This window comes from Vulcaniibacterium thermophilum (assembly GCF_007923255.1).
Lineage (GTDB): Bacteria > Pseudomonadota > Gammaproteobacteria > Xanthomonadales > Xanthomonadaceae > Lysobacter_F > Lysobacter_F thermophilum.
Genome location: NZ_VOHJ01000030.1, coordinates 1 through 19,819, shown reverse-complemented (window position 1 = coordinate 19,819; position 19,819 = coordinate 1). Strand labels below are relative to the sequence as shown.

The following is a 19,819-nucleotide window of genomic DNA, read 5'->3' as shown; positions in this document are numbered from 1 at the left end:
ATGCCGCGTCGGGGCGCTAATCCGGCAACGCGCGCGCGATCAGCGCATCGAACGGCGCGTCGGCGGGCAAGGTCCCCATCGCGAGGCCATGCTCGCCCTGCAGCCGGGTGCGGCAGAACGTCCCGGCGACGGGGCTGTGCGCGCGCAGCAGCAACGCGGCCTGCAAGGCGAGCGCGGTGCGTTCGACGACGTAGCGCGCGCGGGTCTCCTCGATCGCGCCGCCCTCCAGCAGGGCCGACAGCGCGCGCGCTTCGCCGTCGAGCGCGGGATGCAGCCCGCTCGCCGCGCGCAGCTCCGACGCCACGGCCGCGCCGGCTGCGGGTTCCTTCGCCAACGCCCGCAGCACGTCCAGGCACTGGATGTTGCCGCTGCCTTCCCAGATCGAATTGAGCGGCGCCTGCCGGTACAGCCGCGCCAGCATCGATTCTTCGATGTAGCCCGCTCCGCCCAGACACTCCTGCGCCTCGTTGACGAACGCCGGCGCGCGTCGGCACAGCCAGTACTTGCCGATCGCGACCGCGATGCGCGCGAACGCGGCCTCGTCAGGGTCGTGCGGGGCGCGATCGACCGCGCCTGCCACGCGCAGCATCAGCGCGGTGGCGGCTTCGGACTCGATCGCCAGATCCGCCAGCACGTTGCGCATCAGCGCGTGCGCGATCAGGCGCTTGCCGAAGGCGGCGCGGTGGCGCGCGTGGTGGATCGCCTGCGCCAGCGCCATGCGCATCTCCGCCGCGGCGCCGGCCATGCAATCCAGGCGGGTGAGCATCACCATCTCGATGATGGTCGGCACGCCGCGGCCTTCCTCGCCGATGCGGTACGCCCACGCGCCGTCGAACTCCACTTCGGACGAGGCGTTCGACCAGTCGCCGACCTTGTCCTTCAGCCGCATCAGCCGGAACGCGTTACGGGTGCCGTCCGGGCGCCAGCGCGGCATGAGGAAGCAGGTCAGGCCGCCGGCGGCCTGCGCCAGCACCAGGAAGCCGTCCGACATCGGCGCGGAGAAGAACCACTTGTGCCCGGTCAGCAGGTACTCGCCCTCCGCCTGCAGCGCGACCGCGCGCGTGGTGTTGGCGCGCACGTCGCTGCCGCCCTGCTTCTCGGTCATGCCCATGCCCACGGTGACGCCGGGCTTGTCCGCGATCGGCGCATCGCGCGGGTCGTAGGCGGGCGCGATGGCCTTGTCGGCCCATTCGCGCAGCGCCGGCTCCCGGCGCAGCACCGGCACCGCCGCATGGGTCATCGTCAGCGGACAGCTCGTGCCCGGTTCGACCTGATGATGCAGATAGCTCAGCGCGGCACGCGCGACGTGCGCACCGGGCTGCGGGTCCGCCCACGAGAGGCCCGCGACGCCGTGCGCGATCGCGGTGCGCATGAGCGCGTGGTAGTGGGGGTGGAACTCGACCACGTCGATGCGGCGGCCGAAGCGGTCGTGCGTGCGCAGGCGCGGCCGGTCGCGGTGGGCGTCCCAGCCCAGCGCGTACAGCTCATCGCCGGCGAGGCGGCCGTACTCCTCCAGCCTCGGCGCGAACGCCGCCGCGCCCCCACGCGCGATGCCCTCGCGCAGCGCCGCGTCGTCGGCCCACAGATCGCGCGGCGCGAACTCGGGCGGCTGGTTGGCGACCTCGTGCGTCGGCTCGTGACTCATGCGCGCTTCTCCGCCGGCATCGCGGCGACTGTATCGCGCGCGGGTGCGGCGGCGTGCAGAGCCTCGAGAAACGCGTCCGGCAGCTCGAGGGTGCCGAGGGCGCCGACGCGGGTGCCGGTCAGCACGCGCAGCATCTCGCCGCGGCCGCCGGGAAGGCGCGAGAGCGGGTGCATGAGCCGGTCGCGGCAGGCGGCGGCCCAGTCGTGATCGGACTGGAACAGCGGGGTCAGCCAGCGGCTCCAGCGATGGTAGGTGAGCAGATGCCGGCGGCGGCGCGCCACGAAGCGGGCGAGCGCCTCGTCCGGAGCCGCCCGCAGCGCGTCGCGCAGGCCGACGGCATCCAGCAGCGCCATGTTCACGCCCTGCCCGAGCTGCGGGCTCATCGCGTGCGCGGCGTCGCCGATCACGATCGCGCGGCCGCGGTGCCAGGTCCGCATCACGCAGTCGCGGTACCGCGCCGCGGCGAGCTGGGCGGGGGCGTCGATGCCGTGCAGCCGCTCGAGCGCCTCCGGCCACACCGCCGCCACGTCCGCGCGCCAACGCGCGGCGTCCGCCGGCGCGTCGAGCGCGGCCACCGGCAGACTCCAGAAGAAGCCGAGGCGCGGCACCGGATCGCCCGGCCGCGTGCCGACCGGCAGCAATCCGGCCATGCGTCGCGCGCGCAGATAGCGCTGGCGCAGTTCGTCCGGCCACCGCCAGTCGCCCTGCGGCACCAGGCACCATTGCGCACCCCACGGATAGGGCCGGTCGAGCGCGGGTTCGGCCACCTGACGGCGCAGCGCCGATGCCGCGCCGCTGGCGACCACGATGCGGTCGAACGGACCGTGGCTGCGACCGTCCGCGCCGCGCAGCCATCCGCGTTCCGCATCGATGTGCGTGACTTCCACGCCCGCGTGAAGTACGCGCGACGTCGTCCAGGCCGCATCGAGCAGCTCGAACAGTGCGCCGCGCTGCATGCCGAGCCCGAACAGGCGCGGTTCCAGCTCGCGGTAGCGCATGTCCATCACCGCCCGACCGGCGGTGGTCTCGCCGTACAGCCGCTCGATGCGAGCGCCGTGGACGAGCGCATCGTCCAGCAACCCCATCGTCCACAGCACGTGCAGGCCGGTCGGCTGCAGCAGGAAGCCGGCCCCGACCGGGCCCGGTTGCGGCGCGCGTTCGAACACCTCGACACGATGCCCGTCGTGCGACAGCAGCACCGCGGCGGCCTGGCCGGCCGTCCCGTAGCCGACGATGGCGACGTGTTCCGCCATCGGGTTCCTCCCATGCAAAGAAAAGGCCCCGCCGGAGCGGGGCCTTGAGAGTCGTCGTTGGCGATCAGGCCGCCACGGTGACGCCGGTCGCCTGGGCGCCCTTCGGGCCCTGGGTGACCTCGTAGCTGACGCGCTGACCTTCCTTCAAGGTGCGGAACCCCTTGGCGTTGATCGCGCTGTAGTGCACGAACACGTCGGCGCTCCCGTCTTCCGGCGCGATGAATCCGAATCCCTTCGCGTCGTTGAACCACTTCACAGTGCCGTACTGCATATCCTTCGTGACCTCATGCTGTGCGTTGTCGCGCGCCGGCGGGTTCGCCCTGGCGCGGCCCGAGTATGAACACGGCCGCTGGCGCAGCACAACGCGCCGTCGCGGATTTCCGGACGAACGGTCAGGGCGTCAGCAGCGCGGCCAGCAGGCCCGGCAGCGTGGCGGTGGCGGCGGTCACGTTGTCGAGCACGTCCTGCAGGGTGATGACCTCGTCCGGGTCCGGCCCGGCGCCGGCGGCCCAGTTGGCGACGATCGCCAGACAGGCGTATTCCAGCCCCAGCTCGCGCGCGAGCGCGGCCTCGGGCATCCCGGTCATGCCGACCAGGTCGCAGCCGTCGCGGCGAAGGCGCGCGATCTCGGCGCGCGTTTCCAGCCGCGGCCCCTGGGTGGCGCCGTAGCAGCCGCCGTCCACCACCGGCACGCCGGCCTTCGCCGCGGCGGCCAGCAGTTCGCGGCGCAACGCGCGGTCGTAGGGCTCGCCGAAATCGATGTGGACGACCTCGGTGCCCGGCTCTTCGCAGAGGGTCGAGACGCGCCCCCAGGTGTAGTCGATCAACTGGTCCGGGCAGGCCAGCACGCGCGGGCCGAAACGTTCGGTGATGCCGCCGACGGTGTTGAGCGCGAGCACGCGGCGGGCGCCGAGCGCCTGCAGCGCGGCGAGGTTCGCGCGGTAGTTGATCCGGTGCGGCGGGATCGAATGCCCTTCGCCGTGGCGCGCGAGGAACGCGACGCGGCGGCCGTGCAGCGTGCCGATCCGCACCGGGCCGCTCGGCGCGCCGAAACGCGTGTCGGGCTGCTGGGTTTCGACGTCCTGCAGCTCGGCGAGGCGGTACAGCCCGGTGCCGCCGATCACGGCCAGGTCGAGGCGCGGCGCCATCGTCGTCACTCCTTCAGCGCGTAGATCGCCGGCAGGTTGCGGCCCTGGCCGTGGAAATCCATGCCGTAGCCGAACACGTAGCGGTCCGGCACCTCGACGCCGACGTAATCGGCGCACACGCCCGGCACGCAGCGGCCGTGCGCCTTGACTGACAGCGCGGCGATACGCACGTCCGCCGCACCCTGTGCCCGGCACCAGCGCACGATCGCATCGAGCGTGTGCCCTTCGTCGACGATGTCGTCCACCAGCAGCACGCGGCGGCCGCGCAACGGCGTGGTGGGACGCGCCTTCCAGACCAGCTCGCCGCCATGCGTCCGGCCGCGGTAGCGGGTGGCGTGCAGGTAGTCGAACTCGACGTCGAAGCGGTGCGCGCCCAGTTCCATCGCCAGTCGCGCCGCGAACGGCATGCCGCCGTGCATCACCGTCAGCATCAGCGGCACGCTGCCGGCGTGGTCGTTGCGGATGCGCGCGGCCATGCGCGCGATCGCGCGCTCGAGGGTGGCGCGGTCGTGGATCAGGTCGCTGTTGGCGAGCGCCCAGGCGAGATCGGTCCGCATCAGGCGATCCCCTCGATGCGGCCGCGCGTGTCGGCGTAGCGCGCATCGGCCAGCAGCGCGTCCCAGCCCATCGGACCGCGGCCGATCAGGCCGGCGAGCGCCATCGTGTCGAAGCGGCGGTCGCGCACCGCCTCCAGCGATTCCTCGACCAGGTCCGGATGGCAGACCAGCACCGAATCGCAGCCGGCGTCGTAATGCGCGTCGATGCGCGCCTTCACCCCGCCCGCGGAGAACGCCGCCGCCATGCCGATGTCGTCGCTGAACACGACACCTCGGAAACCCAGCTCGCCGCGCAGGATCTCCTCGATCCAGCGCTTCGAGTAGCCGGCCGGCGCTTCGTCCACCGCCGGATAGACGACGTGCGCCATCATCACCGCGTCGGCCTTGGCCTCGATGCCGGCCACGAACGGAATCAGGTCGTGCGCGCGGATCTCGTCCAGCGGGCGTGGATCGACCGCGGTGTCGTAATGCGTGTCCTCGCGTACCGAACCGTGGCCCGGGAAGTGCTTGAGCGTCGCGGCCATGCCGGCGGCGTGCATGCCGCGCACGTAGGCGCGGGCGAAGTCGGCGACGACCTGCGGATCGCCGTCGAACGCGCGGTCGCCGATGGCGAGGTTGCCGCGACCGAGGTCCACGACCGGGGCGAAGCTCAGGTCCACGCCGGTGGCGCGCACTTCGCTCGCCATCAGCCAGGCGTGCTCCTCGGCCAGCTTGAGCGCGGCCTCGCGGTCATCGGCGTAGCGCTTCCCGAACTTCTCCAGCGGCGGCAGCGCGCTGAAGCCCTCGCGGAAGCGCTGCACGCGCCCGCCTTCCTGATCGACGCAGATCAACTGCGGGCGCGGCGCGGCTTCGCGGATCGCCGCGCACAGCTCGGTGACCTGCTGCTTCGACGCGAAGTTGCGGGCGAACAGGATCACGCCGCCGCACGCCGGGTGCTGCAGCCATTCGCGCTCGCGCGCATCGAGTTCGGTGCCGGCCAGGCCGATCACGAGCATGGGCGAAAACTCCGTCGGAAAGACGGCGATTGTCGCGCAGACGGTGGAAGGTTGCGTAGGCGGTCGCGGCCGGTCGCCCAAGGCGCGCCCCTCTCACCCCGACGACCGGGTTGCCTCTACCGTGCACAGCCCCCTCTCGCCATATGCAGGAGCGGGGTCAGGCCGCGTCCGTTGCGGCGCGCTCTTCGGCGCTCCAGTCGCGGTACGGCCGCTCGGCCAGCGCGAGGTTGTAGTAGCGCTTGAGGTGCGTGACTTCGGCGCCGAGCCAGTCGGGCGTGTCGAAGGCGGCATCGGCGGCGGGCAGCTCGATTTCGGCCACCACGAGGCCGGCGTTGTCGCCGAGGAACTCGTCGACCTCCCACGTCCAGTCGCCATGCGCGACGTAGTGGCGGCGCTTCTCGACCCGCCCGCCGACGCACAGCGCCAGCAGCGCCTGCGCATCGGCGACCGGGATCGGGTAGTCGAACTCCTGCCGGGTGTGCCCCAGCTCGCGCGACTTGAGGTTCAGGAACGCGGCGTCGCCGGCGATGCGCACGCGCACGGACACGTTCATTTCCCCGCGATCGAGCACGGCCAGGTCATTGAGATAGCCCTGCGCCATCGGCACGACCTTGTGCGCGGCCGCGCGCCAGCCGTCGCCGGTGACGAGGAACTTGCGTTCGATTTCGAGGGGCATGGGAAGGGGGGCGGGAATCGGGAATCGGGAATCGGGAATCGGGAATCGGAGATCGGGGACTTGTGACTCGGTTGAATCGAGGGTTCCGTCGGCTCGATGCCCCGGCAGGTCGCACCGCGCATCCCCAATCCCGAATCCCCAATCCGGGCCTTACCGCTCGAACACCGCGATCGACTCCACGTGCGCGGTGTGCGGGAACATGTCCATCACCCCGGCCGCGCGCAGGCGCCATTTTTTATCGTTGACGAGATAGCCCGCATCGCGCGCCAGCGAGGCCGGATGACAGCTCACGTAGACGATGCGGCGGAACTGCTTCAGCGGGAGCTGCGCCAGCACGACGTCGGCGCCGGAACGCGGCGGGTCGAGCAGCAGCTTGTCGAATCCTTCGCGCATCCACGGCTCGTTGCGCAGATCGGTGGCCAGATCGGCCGCATGGAATTGCGCGTTGCCGATGCCGTTGTGCGCCGCGTTCTCGCGGGCGCGCTGCACCAGCCCCGCATCGCCTTCGACGCCGACCACTTCGCGCGCATGCCGCGCCAGCGGCAGGGTGAAGTTGCCGAGCCCCGCGAACAGATCGAGCACGCGTTCGTCCGGTTGCGGTTCCAGCAGCTCGAGCGCGCGGGCGATCATGCGCTCGTTGAGGCCGGCGTTGACCTGGATGAAGTCGAGCGGCCGGAACTTCAGTTCGATGTCCCACGCCTTCAGCCGGAACGCCAGCTTCGGCTCGGCCGGCCACAGCGGATGCACGCTGTCCACGCCGCCGGGCTGCAGGAACACGGCGACGTCGTGCGCCTGCGCGAACGCCAGCAGCGCGGCGCGGTCGGCATCGGGCAGCGGCACGAGGTGGCGGAACGTGAGCGCGACGGTGTCGTCGCCGGCGATGAACTCCACCTGCGGGATCTCGCGCCGCGTCTGCAGCCCGTCGATCAGCGCCGACAGCGCCGGAATCAGCGCGCCCACCCGCGGGATCACGGTGTGGCACTCGCTCAGGTCGGCGACGAAGCGCGGATCGTTCTCGCGGAAACCCACCAGCGTCCTGTCCTTCTTCTCGACGCGCCGCACCGAGAAGCGGCCCTTGCGCCGGTAGCCCCAGGCTGCGTCCGTCAGCGGCTCCAGCACGGTTTCGGGGCGCACGTGGCCGATGCGCTCGAGGTTCTCCAGCAGCACACGCTGCTTGGCAAGGATCTGCCGGTCTTCCGCGTAGTGCTGCAGCGCGCAGCCGCCGCAGGCGCCGAAGTGCGCGCAGCGCGGGGCGACGCGTTCCGGCGCCGCCTGCAGCACCTCGACCGTCCGCGCCTCGTCGAAGCTGCGATGGCGGCCGGTCTGCACCGCGCGCACGCGCTCGCCCGGCAAGGCGCCGCTCACGAACACGGTCTTGCCCGCCCCCGGCCCGTCCGGCCGCCGCGCGACGCCGCGGCCGTCGTGGGTGAGGTCGGTGATGTCGAGTTCGAGCGGGGCGAGGTCGAGGCGGGCCACGGGGGACGGAATTCGGGATTGGGGATTCGTACAAAGCAGAAGCCCGCGCGTGTCGGCGCGGGCTCCTTGCCGGAAGCAGATTGTACGGGGCGCGAAGCCCGGGTTTACGACCGCCCGAACCCCATGTCGCTCACTTCTGCTTCCACGCGCCGCCGGCGTCCTGGTACCACCAGCCTGCGCGCGCGCTGGCGATCCACTGGCGGGCGAAGACGTCGCGCACCTGGTTCTCCCATTCGGGGTGGCCATTGGCGACGGCGACCTCGCGGTACAGCGCCTTGCGGTCGCGGTTGTCCTCGGCAACGGCCTGGTTGACGGCGACGCGGTCCTTCAGGTCGAGCTTCGCCGCATCGCGCACCACGATCGTGCCGTCGCGCGCGAAGCCGAGCGCACCGGCGTCGAACGCGGCGCGAAGCTGGCTGTCGAAGCGGGCCTCCATGCGCGACTGGATCGCCTGGATCGCCGGCGTGCGGATGTTGAAGTCGGGTGTCTGCGCGTGCGCGCTGCCGATGCCGACCAGCGCCAGCCAATCGAAACCGGCCGGCTGCAGCGTGGCGCTCGGACCGCCCGGCTTGTCCTGCTGCGGCGCCGGCGCGGTGCCGTTGTCCTCGGTGATCACCTTCTCGACGAACTCGCGCGCGGCTTCCCGCGCTTCGGCCGCCGGGAAGTAGACGTTGATGGTGACGCAGGCGGTGAGCACCGCCGCGAACACCGGAAGAGCAAGCCATCGATGCATGGAGATTCTCCGTCTGGAAATCATTCGACCACCGGCGACACGTCGCCCTGCCCCACGGCGGCCAGGCGTTCGACCAGCGTGGGCCAATCCACGCGCCGGTTGAAGCCGATCACCGTCAGCCGCGGAACGCCCGCGCCTTCGACGATGATAAAGCCCGCTCCGGCTGAACCCAGCCCGTCCATTTCGCAGACCTCGTCGACCAGCCGGCACGACAGGCCGATGCGGCGATAGCCGAAGTCGTCGAAGAGCTGGATCAACTGCCCCTGCAGGGTCGTGACCAGCGACGCGTCGCCGACGCTGGAGATGCTCTGCACCGCGCGCTGGCTGATGCGCTGCTTCACGCCGGGCACGCGCCGGGTGGCGAGCCGCGCGTCGAACGCCACCGGCGTCCAGTCGACCAGGCGCAATCCGGCGATGCGGCCGTCGAGACGACCGGTGATGCTGCCGAAGTCGAACACGCCCGTCAGCGCGTGCAGGTCGAGGCCGTCCAGTTCGATGTCGGCCGACAGGGTCGGCGCGGTGCCGAACGGGCGCTCCATCGCGAGCGACGTCACGCGCACGCGGCCGTCGAACACCGCCATCGTCAGGCCGCCATCGAAGTCGAGCCGGTCGTTGGCGTAGTGCGCCCGCGGAATGCGGCCGCTGAGTTCGCCGCCGAACGCGGGCCAGCCGAGCGTCTTCGACAGCTCCGCCACCTCGAGGCCGTCGAGCGACAGCCCGAAGCGGACATCCAGCCCCTGCCCGCGCTGCGGCGGGCGCAGCTCGAAACTGTCGAATCCGACGCGTCCGCCGAGCATCGGCAGGCGCACCGGTTCGCGCAGACGCAGCACGCCGTCGCCGGACCGCAGCGGCAGTTCGGCCGCGCCGAAGCCCAGCCCGTAGAGCCGGCCGCCCTGCCATCGCAACGCGCTGTCCACCGGCGCGTGCGCGGAGTAGGCGATGCGCCCGTCCAGGCGATCGAATGCGAAGCGTCCTTTCGGGTCGTCCAATGTGGCCGCGTGCACCCGGGCCTCGGCCGATTCGAGCACGCCGTCGCGCAGCCGCAACGCGAGATCGAGCGCGCCGCGCGATCGCAGCTCGCCGAGGCCGGCGATGCCGAGCCAGCCGGACAGGTAGCCCGCCTGCAGCGCGGCGAGATCGCCGCTGCGGGCCTCGAGCGTCAGATCGCGCAGGGTGCCGGTCGCATCGAACGCGCCGCTGCCCTGCGCGGCGAGCACCCCGTCCTGCCGCCAGAGGAAACGCGGCACGCGCCACGTCCCGTCGCGTCCCTCGGCCTGCACTTCCACGCGCACCGGCCCTTGCGGCGCGAGGTAGGCGTTGCCGAACAGCAGCTCGCCGCCTTGCAGGGTGCCGGCCACGCGCGCGGTGTCCTGTGCGTCGAAGGCGAGATCCAGATCCAGCCGCGCCACGAGGTTCTGGCCCGCGACCGTACCGTCGGGCGTGTCGAACGCGCTGCCGCGCAGCGTGAGCGGACCGCGCACGCGCAGCGGCCCGCGGGCGGGCGCGAGCACCTGCAGGCGCGCATCGAATGCGCCCGCGCCCAGCCGGCCGTCGTCCCAGGCCTGCGCGAGCAGCGCCTGCGCCCACGTCAGCGGCACCGCGGTCAGATCGATCCGGGTGAGGTCCGGCACGGCGGCGTTGCGATCGAGGGCGATGCGGGTCGCTCCGCGCGCGAGCGTGGCCTGCGTGCGGGCCTCGTCGAAGAACAGCATCAGCCGCGCCTGTCCCTGGCGCGAGCGCACCGGCCCCTCGCAGCGCCAGCCGCGCTCCACGCGCGTGAGCGTGCAGCGCCAGTCGAGCGCGGACAGGCGATAGCCGAGATCGGGCGCGTCCAGCCGCGCGGCCTGCAGGCGCAGCGCACCGGCATCGGCCTGCGCCGGCCATTCGAGCGCGACGCGCACGTCCTGCAGCGTCGCCACCGGCGTGGTCACGCGCTGGACCCGCGCGGTCAGCGTGCGCGCCTGCGCCGGCGCCGCGAGCGCCATGCCCACCGCCGCGACCGCCAGCCAACGACGTACCATCGCTTCGCACATCGGCCCAGCATACCGAGGAGAGGCACGACATGACGTCACCCGATCACCCCCGCCTGCTGCTGGTCGAGGACGATGCGGTGAGCGCCGCGTTCCTGGGCGAGGCGCTGCGCGCGCTGCCGGCGCAGGTGGTCCTCGCCGGCGACGGCGCGGCGGCGCTGCGGGCGCTGGACGCCGCGGCGTTCGACCTCTGGCTGGTGGACGCCCACCTGCCCGACGGCGACGGCATCGCCGCGCTCTCCGCCATGCGCGCGCGACGCCCCGGCGTGGTCGCCCTGGCCCACACGGCCGCACGCGAGCGGTCCGTGGCCGAGGCCCTGATCGCCGCCGGATTCGCCGAAGTGCTGGTCAAGCCGCTGTCGGCCGACGCGCTGCAGGCGGCGGTGCGCCGGCATCTGCCGGGAGCGACGGGCGCGGGCGTGCCGCTCTGGGACGACGCCCGGGCCGAACGCGCGCTCGGCGGCGCGCGGCATGTGTCGGCCTTGCGCGGTCTGTTCCACGCCGAGCTGCCCGGCGTGCGCGCCGAGGTCGAGGCGGCGGTGCGCACCGGCGACGGCGAGCGCCTGCGCGGCCTGCTGCACCGCCTGCGCGCGAGCTGCGGCTTCGTCGGCGCGGCCCGGCTGGAGCATGCGGTGGCGGCGTTGCATGCGGCGCCGGATGATCCCTCGGCGCTGCGCACGTTTCTCGACGCGGTGGAGGAGACACTGGCGGCGTTCACACCGGTGCCGGATCACGGCTGAGGCAGCACGTCGAGAATGGATCCCGGCTTTCGCCCACGGCTGTCCGAGCCTGCGCAGCAACGACGGAGAGCGGAGTTGGCGCGCATGGCGACCTGTTCGCGCGGCGTGGCCCACTGATCGCCCGGAGGCCTGCTTTCGTCGTTCCTGCGTAAGCGGGAATCCATCGACGTTGGCTGCGGCTTGCGTGACGTCCATGGATCCCCGCTTGCGCGGGGATGACGAGCACGAAGGGCGGCTGGATTCCGGACAGCAGTGGCCTTCACCGGGATGACGGGATCGCCTCACTTGATCGGCACGCGCCGCTTACGCCGCGGCCCGCCTTCCGCACCGGCACGGAGCGCCAGAACGCCCCGCGCCGTGTGCGTCGCAGCCAACGCCCACCGTCGCCCCGGCGAAGGCCGGGGCCCATTGTGTTGCGCATGCACGAAGCAACGGACGAGCCAGCCTGCACCGTCCCGCAGATTCGGAAGGGCCCCTACGCCCCGCCCGCGTCCCGCATCACCCGCGACAGTTCGCCCAGCATCTCCCACGACTTCAACCCGCGCGGACCGAGGTAGTGCGCCAGCAGCGCGCGCAGCGCGAGGCGCAGGCTGGCGAGGTCGTCGGCGTCGGGCGAGCGGTCTTCGCCGAGCGCAAGCAGCGCGCGACCGGTGGCGGCCTGGCTGCGTTCGTCGTGGCCGCGATCGCTGAGCAGCCGGCGCGGGCCGTGCTCGGGATCGAGACGGTAGCGCGCGGCCGGATCGATCGGCCGGCCGTCGGCGTCGTGCGCCCAGTCGAAGCCGACGCCGATGGCCTCCAGCAGATCGCGCTCGAAGCGACGCAGCGTCCACGCCAGCGCCTCGTCGCTGGCCAGGCGCACGCGGGCGCGCGCATACGCGGCGAACAGGTCGGGCACCGGGTCGTGGCGAGGCGCCAGACGCAGGGTCAGCTCGTTGAGATAGAAGCCGGCGAGCGCCGCCTCGCCCGCCAGCCGCGGCGCCGCATCCAGCGCCTCCGCCGCGGTCAGCGTCGCCAGCTCACCGCGTTGCACGGCATCGAAGCGGATGTGCTGAAGCGGCTGCAACGCCGCGCGCAGCGCGTGCCGCTTCGGCCCCTGCACCCCGCGCGCCACCAGCCCCAGCCGTCCGTGCTCCAGGCTCAGCACCTCGACCAGCAGGCTGGTCTCCCGCCATGGGCGCGCATGCAGCACGAAGGCGGGTTGGGCGGTGTAGCGCATGTGTCAGGGGAACGGGGAACGGGGAACGGGGAATCGGGAATCGGGAATCGGGAATGGGGAATCGGGAATCGGGAATCGGGAATCGGGAATCGGGAATCGGGAATCGGGAATCGGGAATCGGGAATCGGGAATCGGGAATCGGGAATGGGGAATGGGGAATGGGGAATGGGGAATGGGGAATGGGGAATGGGGAATGGGGAATGGGGAACGGGGAATGGGGAACGGGGAACGGGGAATGGGGAATGGGGAATGAGGAAAGGGGAATGGGGAATGGGGAATGGGGAATCGGCGATCGTCCCCGATCCCCCTTGCGCAATGCCACACAGCGTCCGGCCCGCCACAGGATCGATTCCTGATTCCCGATTCCCGATTCCCGATTCCCCGTTCCCCGTTCCCCGTTCCCAGTTCCCGATTCCCGATTCCCGATTCCCGACCCCCGACTCCCGGCGCTTCACTCCGTATACCCGAACGCCCGCAACGCCGCCTCATCGTCGCTCCAGCCCTCGCGCACGCGCACCCAGGTCTCGAGGAACACCTTGCAACCGAACAGGCGTTCCATCTGCACGCGCGCCTTGCTGCCGATCTCGCGCAGGCGCTCGCCGCCCTTGCCGATCACGATCGCCTTCTGGCCGTCGCGCTCGACCCAGATCACCGCGCCGATGCGCGCCAGCCGGCCTTCCTGCTCGAAGCGCTCGATCTCCACCGTGGTCGCGTACGGCAGTTCGTCGCCGAGCTGGCGCATCAACTGCTCGCGCACCAGTTCGGCGGCGAGGAAGCGCTGGCTCCTGTCGGTGATCTCGTCCTCCGGATACAGCGCCTCCTGCTCGGGAAGCAGCGCCAGCACGTCCTTCACCAGCGCCTCCAGCCCCTTGCGCTTGAGCGCGGACACCGGATGCACGGCGGCGAACTCGCGGCCTTGCGCCACCTCCGCCAGATAGGGCAACAGCGCCGCCTTGTCCTTCACGCGATCGACCTGGTTGACCACCAGCACCACCGGCAGGCCGGCCTTCGCCAGCGTGTCGTAGGCGAGCGCGTCGGCGTCGTCCCAGCGTCCGGCCTGCACCACCAGCAGCGCCGCGTCCACGCCCTCCAGGGCGCCGCGCGCCGCGCGGTTCATGAAGCGGTGCATGGCGGTCGCGCTCGCCTTGCCGAAATCGCGGTGGATGCCGGGCGTGTCGACCAGCACCAGTTGCCCGTCCGGAAACGTCGCGATGCCGAGCAGCCGGTGCCGGGTGGTCTGCGGGCGCGGCGAGACGATGCTGACCTTGGCGCCGACCAGCGCGTTGATCAACGTGGACTTGCCGACGTTCGGACGGCCGATGACGGCCACGTGGCCGGCGCGATAGGAGGGGGTTTCGCTCATGCGCGGATTGTCCGGGCGCGGGCGTGGCGGGGCAATGCACGGCGCCTCGACGGCGCCGCGCCGACTCACGGCGCCTGCGCGCCCTGCTCCTCGCGCAGGCGGCTCAATGCGGCCTCCGCGGCGACCTGCTCGGCGGACCGGCGCGAGGTGCCCTCGCCTTCGGTCGCCAGTTCCGGTTGCGTCAGCGCGCACGACACCCGGAACACCTTGGCGTGCTCCTCGCCGCTCTCCGACAGCAGCGCGTACACCGGCAGCGGCAGGCCGCGCGCCTGCAGCCACTCCTGCAGCCGCGTCTTGGCGTCCTTGCCGACCTTGTGCGGCGGCGGCAGCGCCTCCAGCGCCTCGGCGAACCACGGCAGCGCGACCGCGCGGCAGGTCTCGAAGCCGGCATCGAGGTAGATCGCGCCGATCACCGCCTCGAGCGCATCGGCCAGGATGGAATCGCGGCGATGGCCGCCGGACTTCATTTCGCCGGGCCCGAGCGTGAGCCGCTCGCCGAGCGCCAGACGGCGCGCGATCGCGGCCAGCGACGATTCGCGCACCAGCTCGGCGCGCGCGCGCGTCAGTGCGCCTTCGTCGGCCTGCGGCCAGCGCTGGTACAACGCCTCGGCGACGATCAGGTTGACCAGCGCATCGCCGAGGAATTCCAGACGCTCGTTGTGCGGCGAACCGGCGCTGCGATGCGTCAGCGCCTGCGCGAGCAGCGCAGGCGCCGCGAACCGGTGGCCGAGCCGGTCAGTCGCCACCGCCCCGCTTGATCTCTTGGGTGAGGTCGAACCGGCCGACGACGTCGAGATTGGCGATCAGCGGCTTGCGCACCTCGTACTCGATCGTCATCACGTAGCCGGCGTCCTTGCGCACGACCTTGACGTTGTCCCGCTTGACGCTGTCGGCGTAGCTCACGTCCAGCCGGCGGAAGAACAGGTCCTCGACCTTGCTCGCGTCCATCTCGGTGATGCCGGATTCCTTGGCCACGCCGTTGGCGGCGTCCTTCACCGCGAAGAACTCCAGATACATCGGCACGACCTTCATGCCCATGTAGGCGAACACGCCCACCACCGCCAGCACCATGATGAACCCGACCAGGGTGATGCCCTTCTGCGCGCGCTTCATCGTCGTTGCTCCCCGTTAGCGATACCGTCCCCGGCGCCGCACCCCGCGGCGCCCCCGTGCAGCTTACGGGATGCGGGTTCCGATCCGGGAGGTGTCGAAGGCGCCGGAACAGAACCAGCCTTCACAGTTCAGCCAGATGAGGAACGCCCGGCCGCGGATGTTCTTCTCCGGCAGGAAGCCCCAGAAGCGGCTGTCGTCGCTGCGGTCGCGGTTGTCGCCCATCACGAAGTAGTGCCCGGCGGGCACCTCCCACACGCTCTGGCCGAAGCCGACGATGTCGGGCGTCTCCAGCACCCGGTGCTCGCGACCGGGCAGTTTCTCGACCAGCTCGGTGGCGCCGGTCATCTCCGCACCCTTGCCGACGCCGGTGTAGGTGCCGACCGGCAGGTACTCGACCGGCTTGCCGTTGACGATGAGCTGGTTGTCGACGAACTCGATGCGGTCTCCCGGCAACCCCACCACGCGCTTGATCCAGTCCTGGTCCGGATGCTGCGGTGGACGGAACACCACCACGTCGCCGCGCTCCGGTGCGCCGATGTCCACCAACTTGCGGTTGGTGATCGGCAGGCGCAGGCCGTAGGTGAACTTGTTGACCAGGATGAAGTCGCCGGTGAGCAGCGTCGGCATCATCGAATTGGACGGGATCCGGAACGGCTCGGCGACGAAGCTGCGCAGGATCAGCACCACCGCCAGCACCGGAAAGAACGCCTTGGAGTAGTCGACGATCGCCGGCTCCTTGGCCTCCACATCGATCCGGTCCGCGTGCGCCGCACGCCGCCTGGCGAGGAACAGCTTGTCGAGCAGCCAGACCGCACCGGTGAACAGGGTCAGGCTGACGAGGGCGATTTCGAACCAGCGCATGCGTCGTATCCGGGAATCGGGAATGGGGAATCGGGAATCGTCGGGCAAGCCATCCGGCTACCGCCCGCCGGAGAACCCGGGAATGGTAGACGCAGGTGCGCCCCTGCGCGAATCACCGCGCCTGGAGCCATTCCCGATTCCCCATTCCCGAATGTCTTATTTGTTGTCCACCGACAGCACCGCGAGGAAGGCTTCCTGCGGAATCTCGACGCGGCCGACCTGCTTCATCCGCTTCTTGCCTTCCTTCTGCTTCTCCAGCAGCTTCTTCTTGCGCGTGACGTCGCCGCCGTAGCACTTGGCGAGCACGTTCTTGCGCAGCGCCTTGACCGTACTGCGGGCGATGATCTGCGAGCCGATCGCGGCCTGGATCGCGACGTCGAACATCTGCCGCGGAATCAGGTCCTTCATCTTCTCGCACAGCTCGCGGCCGCGGCGGTCGGCGTGCGAGCGGTGGCAGATGATCGACAGCGCATCGACCTTGTCGCCGTTGATCAGCGTGTCCACGCGCACGAACGGGCCGGCCTGGAAGCGCAGGAAGTGGTAGTCCAGCGACGCGTAGCCGCGGCTCACCGACTTCAGCCGGTCGAAGAAGTCCAGCACCACTTCCGCCATCGGCAGCTCGTAGCTGATCTGCACCTGGCTGCCCATGTAGGTGATGCCGATCTGCGAGCCGCGCTTCTCCTCGCACAGCTTGATGATGTTGCCGATGTAGTCCTCGGGCGTGAGGATGTTGGCGCGGATGATCGGCTCGCGGATCTCCTCGATCTGGTTCACCGGCGGCAGCTTGGCCGGGTTGTCGAGCTTCACCACGGTGCCGTCGGTCTTCTCGACCTCGTACACCACGGTCGGCGCGGTGGTGATGAGGTTGAGGTCGTACTCGCGCTCCAGGCGCTCCTGCACGATCTCCATGTGCAGCATGCCGAGGAAGCCGCAGCGGAAGCCGAAGCCCATCGCCTCGGAGCTTTCCGGCTCGAAGCGCAGCGCGGCGTCGTTGAGGCGCAGCTTCTCCAGCGCCTCGCGCAGCGCCGGATAGTCCTCGGCATCGACCGGGAACAGGCCGGCGAACACGCGCGGCTGCATTTCCTGGAAGCCGGGCAGCGGCTTCGGCGCGGGATCGTTGGCGTGGGTGAACGTGTCGCCGACCGGCGCGCCGTGCACGTCCTTGATCGACGCCGTCACCCAGCCCACCTCGCCGGCGCCGAGCTTCTCGAGGATCTTGCGCTTCGGCGTGAACACGCCGACCTGGTCGACCTGGTGGGTGCGGCCGGTGGACATCACCAGCAGCTTGTCGCCGGGCTTGATCTCGCCCTGCATCACACGCACCAGCGACACCACGCCGAGGTAGTTGTCGAACCAGGAATCGATGATCAGCGCCTGCAGCTTGTCGGTGTCGCGCGGCTTCGGCGGCGGGATGCGCTGCACGATCGCCTCCAGCACCTCGACCACGTTGAGGCCGGTCTTGGCGCTGATCGCGACCGCGTCGGTGGCGTCGATGCCGATCACCGCCTCGATCTCGCTCTTGGCGCGGTCGATGTCGGCCGTCGGCAGGTCGATCTTGTTGAGCACCGGCACCACTTCCAGGCCCTGCTCGACCGCGGTGTAGCAGTTGGCGACCGACTGCGCCTCCACGCCCTGCGCGGCGTCCACCACCAGCAGCGCGCCTTCGCAGGCGGCCAGCGAGCGGCTGACCTCGTAGCTGAAGTCGACGTGGCCCGGGGTATCGATGAAGTTGAGCTGGTAGACCTTTCCGTCGCGCGCCTTGTACGGCAGCGAGACCGACTGCGCCTTGATGGTGATGCCGCGCTCGCGCTCGATCGGGTTGGAATCGAGCACCTGGGCTTCCATCTCGCGCTCTTCCAGCCCGCCGCAGATCTGGATGATGCGGTCGGCCAGCGTCGACTTGCCGTGGTCGACGTGGGCGATGATCGAGAAGTTGCGGATGTGCTGCATGCGGGCGCGCGCGCCGCCTTACGGGATCAGGGGAACGCGGGATTATCGCACAGGCGCCCGCGCCCGCCGGCAGCACGGCCGGCGGACGCGGCGTCGCGCCTCACTCCTCGCCCACGCGCACGGCGACGTAGCGCGTCACGTTCTGGGTGCGGACCAGCAGCATCACCGTCTCGCCGCGGCGGGCGTCGGCGAGCGCACGCTCGAGTTCGGCGGCGCTGCCCACCGAGCGGCGCCCCACCGCCAGCACGATGTCGCCGGGCCGCAGGCCCGCTTCGGCGGCGGCGGGGCCCACGCGCACGACGCGCACGCCCTCGCCCGCGCGCAGGCCGAGCTGCTGCCGCTGGGCCGCGGTGAGGTCCTGCGTCACCAGTCCGAGCGGGTTGGCGCCGGCGGCGGGCGGCGCCTCGCGGCCCGGCTCGCCTTCGCGCGCGGCCGCCGGCACGGCAGCGGCCTCCTCGGCCGCGTCCAGCACCACGGCGATGTCGCGCTCGCGGCCGTCGCGGAACACGGTCACGGTGACGCGCGTGCCCGGCCGCTGCGCGCCGATCAGCGGCGGCAGGTCGCTGGAGGTGTTCACCGGCCGGCCGTTGACCGCGCGGATGACGTCGCCGCGCTGGATGCCGGCCTTCTCGGCCGCGCTGCCCGGCGAGACATCGGCGACCAGCGCGCCCCGGCTGTCGGGCAGATCGAACGCCTCGGCCTCGTCGGCCCCCACCGGCTGCACGTTGACGCCCAGCAGGCCGCGGCTGACGCGGCCGGTGGCGCGGAGCTGCTCGGCGGCGTTCATCGCGATGTCGATCGGGATCGCGAAGCTCACGCCCATGTAGCCGCCGGAGTTGGAGAAGATCTGCGAGTTGATGCCGATCACCTCGCCGCTGGTGTTGAGCAGCGGGCCGCCGGAGTTGCCGCGGTTGATGGCGACGTCGGTCTGGATGAACGGCACGTACTGCTGGCCGGAATACGGGTTGGCGCGGCCGGTGGCGCTGACGATGCCGGCGGTGACCGAATGGTCGAGCCCGAACGGCGAGCCGATCGCGATCACCCACTGTCCTGGTTTCACCAGTCCAGCATTACCCGCGCGCAGGAACGGCAGCCCTTTGCCTTCGACCTTGAGCAGGGCGACATCGTACTGCTCGTCGCTGCCGATCAGCTTCGCCTTCAGCTCGCGGCGGTCCGACATCAGCACCGTGATCTCGTCGGCGCCGGCCACCACGTGGTGGTTGGTGAGCACGTAGCCGTCGTCGGAAATCAGAAAACCGCTGCCGAGCGAGACGCCGCCGCGCGCGCCCGGTCCGGGGATCTGCGGGAACGGCAGCTCGTCGCCGAAGAAGCGGCGGAAGATCTCGGGGATCTGGTCGTCGTACGGCGTCGCCCCGCGCGCGCGGCGCGGCGCGATCTCGGCGCGGATGTTCACCACCGCCGGGCCGACGCGTTCCACGAGGCGGGTGAAGTCGGGCAGGCCCTGCACCAGCGGCGGCGCGGGGGTGGCGGCGGGCGGCGGCGCGATCGGCGTGGACGGCGACTGCGCGGTGCAGGCGGCCGGCAGCGCCAGTACGAGCGCGCCGGCGAGGATCAGCGAACGGGAGGGTCGGTTCATCGGAATCGGCCTCGTAGCGATTTCGGACAACAATCGGGGCGTGCGCGCGGCGTTCAACCGGGCGTCGCCTGAACGGGGAGCACAACGGATCAGTACGGCGGAGCCGGCAGCTCGGTGGCCGGCTGCTCGGGCAGACGCGGCTCGAACGGATAGAACGGCGAGGGCTCGTCGAAACGCGCGTTCATCGCGCCTTCCCCGGCCAGCGGCAGCCGCGAACGCGGCCAGGGGCGCGCGGCCGGCTCCACCGGCGGCGCGTTGAACGGGTTGCTCGCCGACGACGCACGCGTCGGCGCGGAGGCCAGCAGCGAAGCATTCCCGTCCTCGCGGGTCTGCGCACCGCGGCGCCGCGACGGGGCGGCGCGGCGTTCGAAGGGCGCGGCGGACGTCGCGCTCGCCACCTGCGGCGCTGCCGCCGCGGCGGGGCGCTGCGCCGTCCGCGGCGCGCCCACGGGCGTCTCCGGACCGA

Annotated in this window: 18 protein-coding genes and 1 pseudogene; 1 reads left to right on the top strand and 18 read right to left on the bottom strand. The window is 71.3% G+C overall.

What is annotated here, in order from left to right; translation table 11 throughout:
* Positions 1-16: 16 nt before the first annotated feature.
* From FQY64_RS11535 to FQY64_RS11485, 10 genes are all read right to left on the bottom strand, one after another.
* Positions 17-1,645 (bottom strand): acyl-CoA dehydrogenase family protein, encoded by a 1,629-nt coding sequence (locus FQY64_RS11535; RefSeq protein WP_146474421.1) that lies wholly within the window; start codon positions 1,643-1,645, stop codon positions 17-19.
* A complete protein-coding gene (locus tag FQY64_RS11530) occupies positions 1,642-2,898 on the bottom strand; it encodes an FAD-dependent oxidoreductase (RefSeq protein ID WP_146474420.1) in 1,257 nt (418 codons plus the stop codon). The genes FQY64_RS11535 and FQY64_RS11530 overlap by 4 nt, the downstream gene beginning before the upstream one ends.
* 64 nt (positions 2,899-2,962) lie before the next feature.
* Entirely contained in the window at positions 2,963-3,169 is a 207-nt protein-coding gene (locus FQY64_RS11525; protein WP_146474419.1) for a cold-shock protein, read from the bottom strand.
* A 121-nt stretch (positions 3,170-3,290) separates the two neighbouring features.
* On the bottom strand, positions 3,291-4,046 hold the full coding sequence (locus FQY64_RS11520; protein ID WP_146474418.1) for an S-methyl-5'-thioinosine phosphorylase: 756 nt from the start codon (positions 4,044-4,046) through the stop codon (positions 3,291-3,293).
* A 5-nt stretch (positions 4,047-4,051) separates the two neighbouring features.
* Positions 4,052-4,606, bottom strand: a complete 555-nt coding sequence (locus tag FQY64_RS11515) for a hypoxanthine-guanine phosphoribosyltransferase (RefSeq protein WP_386112950.1) — start codon at positions 4,604-4,606, stop codon at positions 4,052-4,054.
* On the bottom strand, positions 4,603-5,598 hold the full coding sequence (gene nagZ / locus FQY64_RS11510; RefSeq protein ID WP_146474416.1) for a beta-N-acetylhexosaminidase: 996 nt from the start codon (positions 5,596-5,598) through the stop codon (positions 4,603-4,605). Before nagZ ends, FQY64_RS11515 begins: the two co-directional genes overlap by 4 nt.
* Before the next feature lie 157 nt (positions 5,599-5,755).
* Positions 5,756-6,274, bottom strand: a complete 519-nt coding sequence (locus tag FQY64_RS11505; protein WP_146474415.1) for a CYTH domain-containing protein — start codon at positions 6,272-6,274, stop codon at positions 5,756-5,758.
* A 150-nt stretch (positions 6,275-6,424) separates the two neighbouring features.
* Positions 6,425-7,750, bottom strand: coding sequence for a 23S rRNA (uracil(1939)-C(5))-methyltransferase RlmD (gene rlmD / locus FQY64_RS11495; protein WP_386112666.1), 1,326 nt, complete (start codon positions 7,748-7,750; stop codon positions 6,425-6,427).
* Between the two features lie 130 nt (positions 7,751-7,880).
* Entirely contained in the window at positions 7,881-8,483 is a 603-nt protein-coding gene (locus FQY64_RS11490) for a YdbL family probable chaperone protein (protein WP_146474412.1), read from the bottom strand.
* A gap of 20 nt (positions 8,484-8,503) precedes the next feature.
* The gene (locus FQY64_RS11485) at positions 8,504-10,504 is read right to left on the bottom strand and encodes a translocation/assembly module TamB domain-containing protein (protein ID WP_146474411.1); all 2,001 of its coding nucleotides are present in this window, start codon (positions 10,502-10,504) and stop codon (positions 8,504-8,506) included.
* 41 nt (positions 10,505-10,545) lie between these two features.
* On the opposite strand from FQY64_RS11485, the gene FQY64_RS11480 reads away from it, so the two are divergent.
* The gene (locus FQY64_RS11480; protein WP_146474410.1) at positions 10,546-11,253 is read left to right on the top strand and encodes a response regulator; all 708 of its coding nucleotides are present in this window, start codon (positions 10,546-10,548) and stop codon (positions 11,251-11,253) included.
* Positions 11,254-11,728: 475 nt separating this feature from the next.
* Here FQY64_RS11480 and recO read toward each other — a convergent pair whose 3' ends face one another.
* The 8 genes and pseudogenes from recO to FQY64_RS11435 all read right to left on the bottom strand — a co-directional run.
* Positions 11,729-12,469 (bottom strand): DNA repair protein RecO, encoded by a 741-nt coding sequence (gene recO / locus FQY64_RS11475; protein WP_146474409.1) that lies wholly within the window; start codon positions 12,467-12,469, stop codon positions 11,729-11,731.
* A gap of 451 nt (positions 12,470-12,920) precedes the next feature.
* Positions 12,921-13,832, bottom strand: coding sequence for a GTPase Era (gene era / locus FQY64_RS11465; protein WP_146474407.1), 912 nt, complete (start codon positions 13,830-13,832; stop codon positions 12,921-12,923).
* A gap of 65 nt (positions 13,833-13,897) precedes the next feature.
* Entirely contained in the window at positions 13,898-14,578 is a 681-nt protein-coding gene (rnc, locus tag FQY64_RS11460; protein ID WP_146474406.1) for a ribonuclease III, read from the bottom strand.
* The gene (locus FQY64_RS11455) at positions 14,568-14,945 is read right to left on the bottom strand and encodes a DUF4845 domain-containing protein (protein ID WP_146474405.1); all 378 of its coding nucleotides are present in this window, start codon (positions 14,943-14,945) and stop codon (positions 14,568-14,570) included. The genes rnc and FQY64_RS11455 overlap by 11 nt, the downstream gene beginning before the upstream one ends.
* A gap of 63 nt (positions 14,946-15,008) precedes the next feature.
* The gene (gene lepB / locus FQY64_RS11450; RefSeq protein ID WP_146474404.1) at positions 15,009-15,806 is read right to left on the bottom strand and encodes a signal peptidase I; all 798 of its coding nucleotides are present in this window, start codon (positions 15,804-15,806) and stop codon (positions 15,009-15,011) included.
* A gap of 156 nt (positions 15,807-15,962) precedes the next feature.
* A complete protein-coding gene (lepA, locus tag FQY64_RS11445; RefSeq protein ID WP_146474403.1) occupies positions 15,963-17,756 on the bottom strand; it encodes a translation elongation factor 4 in 1,794 nt (597 codons plus the stop codon).
* A 100-nt stretch (positions 17,757-17,856) separates the two neighbouring features.
* On the bottom strand, positions 17,857-19,353 hold the full coding sequence (locus tag FQY64_RS11440; protein WP_146474402.1) for a DegQ family serine endoprotease: 1,497 nt from the start codon (positions 19,351-19,353) through the stop codon (positions 17,857-17,859).
* An 89-nt stretch (positions 19,354-19,442) separates the two neighbouring features.
* Positions 19,443-19,819 (bottom strand): annotated as a pseudogene (locus FQY64_RS11435) (hypothetical protein); the annotation flags it as partial.

Excerpts from the sequence above, each read along its gene's own strand:
- FQY64_RS11535 (WP_146474421.1), bottom strand. The coding sequence starts at position 1,645 with ATGAGTCACGAGCCGACGCACGAGGTCGCCAACCAGCCGCCCGAGTTC.
- FQY64_RS11530 (WP_146474420.1), bottom strand. The coding sequence starts at position 2,898 with ATGGCGGAACACGTCGCCATCGTCGGCTACGGGACGGCCGGCCAGGCC.
- FQY64_RS11525 (WP_146474419.1), bottom strand. The coding sequence starts at position 3,169 with ATGCAGTACGGCACTGTGAAGTGGTTCAACGACGCGAAGGGATTCGGA.
- FQY64_RS11520 (WP_146474418.1), bottom strand. The coding sequence starts at position 4,046 with ATGGCGCCGCGCCTCGACCTGGCCGTGATCGGCGGCACCGGGCTGTAC.
- nagZ (WP_146474416.1), bottom strand. The coding sequence starts at position 5,598 with ATGCTCGTGATCGGCCTGGCCGGCACCGAACTCGATGCGCGCGAGCGC.
- FQY64_RS11505 (WP_146474415.1), bottom strand. The coding sequence starts at position 6,274 with ATGCCCCTCGAAATCGAACGCAAGTTCCTCGTCACCGGCGACGGCTGG.
- FQY64_RS11490 (WP_146474412.1), bottom strand. The coding sequence starts at position 8,483 with ATGCATCGATGGCTTGCTCTTCCGGTGTTCGCGGCGGTGCTCACCGCC.
- FQY64_RS11485 (WP_146474411.1), bottom strand. The coding sequence starts at position 10,504 with ATGGTACGTCGTTGGCTGGCGGTCGCGGCGGTGGGCATGGCGCTCGCG.
- FQY64_RS11480 (WP_146474410.1), top strand. The coding sequence starts at position 10,546 with ATGACGTCACCCGATCACCCCCGCCTGCTGCTGGTCGAGGACGATGCG.
- recO (WP_146474409.1), bottom strand. The coding sequence starts at position 12,469 with ATGCGCTACACCGCCCAACCCGCCTTCGTGCTGCATGCGCGCCCATGG.
- era (WP_146474407.1), bottom strand. The coding sequence starts at position 13,832 with ATGAGCGAAACCCCCTCCTATCGCGCCGGCCACGTGGCCGTCATCGGC.
- FQY64_RS11455 (WP_146474405.1), bottom strand. The coding sequence starts at position 14,945 with ATGAAGCGCGCGCAGAAGGGCATCACCCTGGTCGGGTTCATCATGGTG.
- lepB (WP_146474404.1), bottom strand. The coding sequence starts at position 15,806 with ATGCGCTGGTTCGAAATCGCCCTCGTCAGCCTGACCCTGTTCACCGGT.
- lepA (WP_146474403.1), bottom strand. The coding sequence starts at position 17,756 with ATGCAGCACATCCGCAACTTCTCGATCATCGCCCACGTCGACCACGGC.
- FQY64_RS11440 (WP_146474402.1), bottom strand. The coding sequence starts at position 19,353 with ATGAACCGACCCTCCCGTTCGCTGATCCTCGCCGGCGCGCTCGTACTG.